Source organism: Bradyrhizobium sp. (assembly GCF_019242285.1).
Classification (GTDB): Bacteria; Pseudomonadota; Alphaproteobacteria; order Rhizobiales; family Xanthobacteraceae; genus Bradyrhizobium.
On record NZ_JAFAVV010000639.1, the window covers coordinates 1 to 2,650 of the forward strand.

Genomic DNA, 2,650 nt, shown 5'->3' on the forward strand with positions numbered 1-2,650 from the left:
AGATGCTGGATGTACACGGGATGATCGGCGGCGGCTTCCGCCACCTCCTGCGGGGTTGGCCGGCGCTTTTCGGCGAACTGCTCCTCGGTCCAGCCGCCCGCCACCACGATCCAGCTCCCCGCCGCCTGCGCCCTGGCGGCGTCTCGAATCCTGCCGAGCGCCGCCTTCAGCGTCGGCACGCCGATCCAGTTCACCTCGGTGGCGAAAGTCAGCGCGGCGCGGATGCCATGGATATGTCCGTCGGTCAGGCCGGGGATCACGGTGCGGCCGCCGAGATCGACCAGTCGCGCGCCGTCCGCGGCGAGCTTCTTCATGGCGGCGGTCGTGCCGGTCGCTAGCACGCGCTCGCCGGAGATGGCGATCGCCTCGCGCACGGAGAACTCCCGGTCCACGGTGACGATTTTGCCGTTGAACAGCACGGTGTCCGCGGTCTGCGCGGAGGCCGTGCCCGGCAACGAGGCGAGCAGCAGGCCGCTTGCGATGATCGCGGCCGCGCGGAGACGCAGCATCATGTTTCCCCCTTTTTGTCCGCCACCGTCATTGCGAGGCGCGACTCTGCTACCGCGGCCTCAGCCCGTCTCGCCCGCATAGGACGAGATTTCGATCAGGCTGCCGTCGGGATCGCGGCAATAGACCGAGCGCAACGTGCCGCGGGCGCCCTGCCGGTTGCTCGGCCCGGCCTCGATCGCGACGCCGTTGGCCTTGAGATGCGCGACCACCTGGTCCGGCGTGCTCGCGGTGAGGAAGCAGAGGTCGTCGCTGCCGGGGGTCTCATGGTCTGCCGTGAACCACTCGACCTTGTCGGCGGCTTTCGGCCGCACGTTGATCTTCTGGCTGCCGAACACGAGGGAGGTCCGCGCCGGCTGGCCGCCGCCCGGGTCGAACACCCTGATCTCCATGCCGAGGATCTTCGCATACCATTCCGCCGAGCGGGCGACGTCGGCGACGTTGATGACGAGATGGTCGAGCGCGTGGACCTTGACGGACATGGATACTCCTTTGGTCGCGTGGCCATGTGCTGGCCGTGGCAGACGGCGTTTGTTACAACGCGCCCCGCATCGACTTCAACAATCGCAAACTGGAGGAACCGAATGATCTCGCGCCGCACCGCGCTCGGCCTGACTGCCGCAGGCCTTTCCGCCCTTGCCTCGACGCGGGGCGCTTTCGCGGCGCTCGACTATCCGACGCGGCCGGTGCGCTTTATCGTCGGCTATCCGCCGGGCGGCGCCACCGACATCCTGGCGCGCCTGATCGGCCAGCGCCTGTCGGAACGGCTCGGCCAGACCTTCGTGATCGAGAACAAGGCCGGCGCCGGCAACAACATCGGCACCGAGACGGTGGTCCATGGCGCGCCCGACGGCTACATGGTGCTGCTGGTCAATCCGGCCAACTTCATCAACACCACGCTCTACGTCAATCTGAAGTTCGATTTCCTGCGCGACATCGTGCCCGTCGCCTCCTTCAATCGCGTGCCCAACGTGATGACGGTGAACAAGGACGTGCCGGCGAACAACGTCGCCGAGTTCATCGCCTATCTGAAGGCCAATCCCGGCAAGGTGAACATGGCGTCCTCGGGCAACGGCACCTCGGTGCATCTCTCCGGCGAGATGTTCATGGCGATGACCGGCACCAAGATGCAGCATGTGCCCTACCGCGGCGCAGCACTGGCGATCAACGACATGCTGGCCGGCCAGGTGCAGGTGATCTTCGACAACATGCCTTCGATCATCCAGCACATCCGTTCAGGCTCGCTGCGCGCGCTCGGGGTGACGACCGCCGAGCGGTCGCCGCAGCTTCCGGACGTGCAGGCGATCGCGGAGACCGTGCCCGGCTACGAGGCGAGCGCGCTGTTCGGCATGGGCGCGCCGAAAAACACCCCGAAAGACATCATCGAAAAGCTCAATTCGGAAATTAACGCGATCCTGGCCGAGCCGGAGATGCGAAAGCGCCTGGTCGAGCTCGGCGGCGAGCCCCTGATCGAGCAGCCGGACATGTTCGGCGATCAGATCAAGGCCGAGACCGAGAAATGGAAGAAGGTCGTCGAATTCTCCGGCCTCAAGGTAGAGTGAGAAGCGGGTGAAGGAACAGGCGGTCGGCCCCGGGGTTTTCCGCGTCAGGGGACGGTTTGCGAGGAGAACGATGATGCGCAATCTGATCTTGACCACGGCGACTGTGCTGGTGGCGGGGCTCGCCGTCACGGCGGGGCCGCGTCCGGCCGCGGCGGCGCACGACTATCCCTGGTGCGCGACCGGCGGAGGCTTGGGTTATCCCGGCGAGTGCTCCTACATGTCCTATGCCCAGTGCCAGGCCAGCGCCTCCGGCCGTCTGGTCTATTGCCAGATCAATCCCCGCTTTGCGTTCGCTCAGTCCCCGTGGGGACGCGCGGGCTATTCGGGTTATCCCGGTTATTATCACTATCGCTGGTGATGCTGCGCAGCCGGCGTTCTTGCGTCGGATGGGCTGAGGCGCGCGAGCGCCGTGCCCAACATTGTCTCGACAGCATGATTGGTGGTGGGCACGCTTCTGCCTTTGCGGGGCGCGCTTCTGTGCACGGGGCTGCTTAGCCTACCTACCGCTGCTTGACTCGGATCGGGCCGCCGCTATACTAAACCACATGGTTAAGTATAGCGACCAGGCCCTGGACATGACC

4 protein-coding genes are annotated in these 2,650 nt (G+C 65.8%); 2 read left to right on the top strand and 2 right to left on the bottom strand.

The genetic code is table 11. The annotated features are described in order from the left end of the window. Together JOY90_RS26030 and JOY90_RS26035 are read right to left on the bottom strand one after the other, a co-directional pair. Nucleotides 1-512 (bottom strand): amidohydrolase family protein (locus tag JOY90_RS26030; RefSeq protein WP_291693972.1); only part of this gene is annotated, 512 nt, incomplete at its 3' end. 57 nt (nt 513-569) lie between these two features. Beyond that, nucleotides 570-989, bottom strand: a complete 420-nt coding sequence (locus tag JOY90_RS26035) for a VOC family protein (RefSeq protein WP_291693973.1) — start codon at nt 987-989, stop codon at nt 570-572. Between the two features lie 102 nt (nt 990-1,091). Between JOY90_RS26035 and JOY90_RS26040 the strand changes: the two genes are divergently transcribed. Beyond that, nucleotides 1,092-2,069, top strand: coding sequence for a tripartite tricarboxylate transporter substrate binding protein (locus tag JOY90_RS26040; protein WP_291693974.1), 978 nt, complete (start codon nt 1,092-1,094; stop codon nt 2,067-2,069). 73 nt (nt 2,070-2,142) lie between these two features. Beyond that, on the top strand, nt 2,143-2,427 hold the full coding sequence (locus tag JOY90_RS26045) for a DUF3551 domain-containing protein (RefSeq protein WP_291693975.1): 285 nt from the start codon (nt 2,143-2,145) through the stop codon (nt 2,425-2,427). Nucleotides 2,428-2,650: the final 223 nt, after the last annotated feature.

Bases quoted from the DNA above. Each gene is read 5' to 3' on its own strand.
- JOY90_RS26035 (WP_291693973.1), bottom strand. From the start codon at position 989: ATGTCCGTCAAGGTCCACGCGCTCGACCATCTCGTCATCAACGTCGCC.
- JOY90_RS26045 (WP_291693975.1), top strand. From the start codon at position 2,143: ATGCGCAATCTGATCTTGACCACGGCGACTGTGCTGGTGGCGGGGCTC.
- JOY90_RS26040 (WP_291693974.1), top strand. From the start codon at position 1,092: ATGATCTCGCGCCGCACCGCGCTCGGCCTGACTGCCGCAGGCCTTTCC.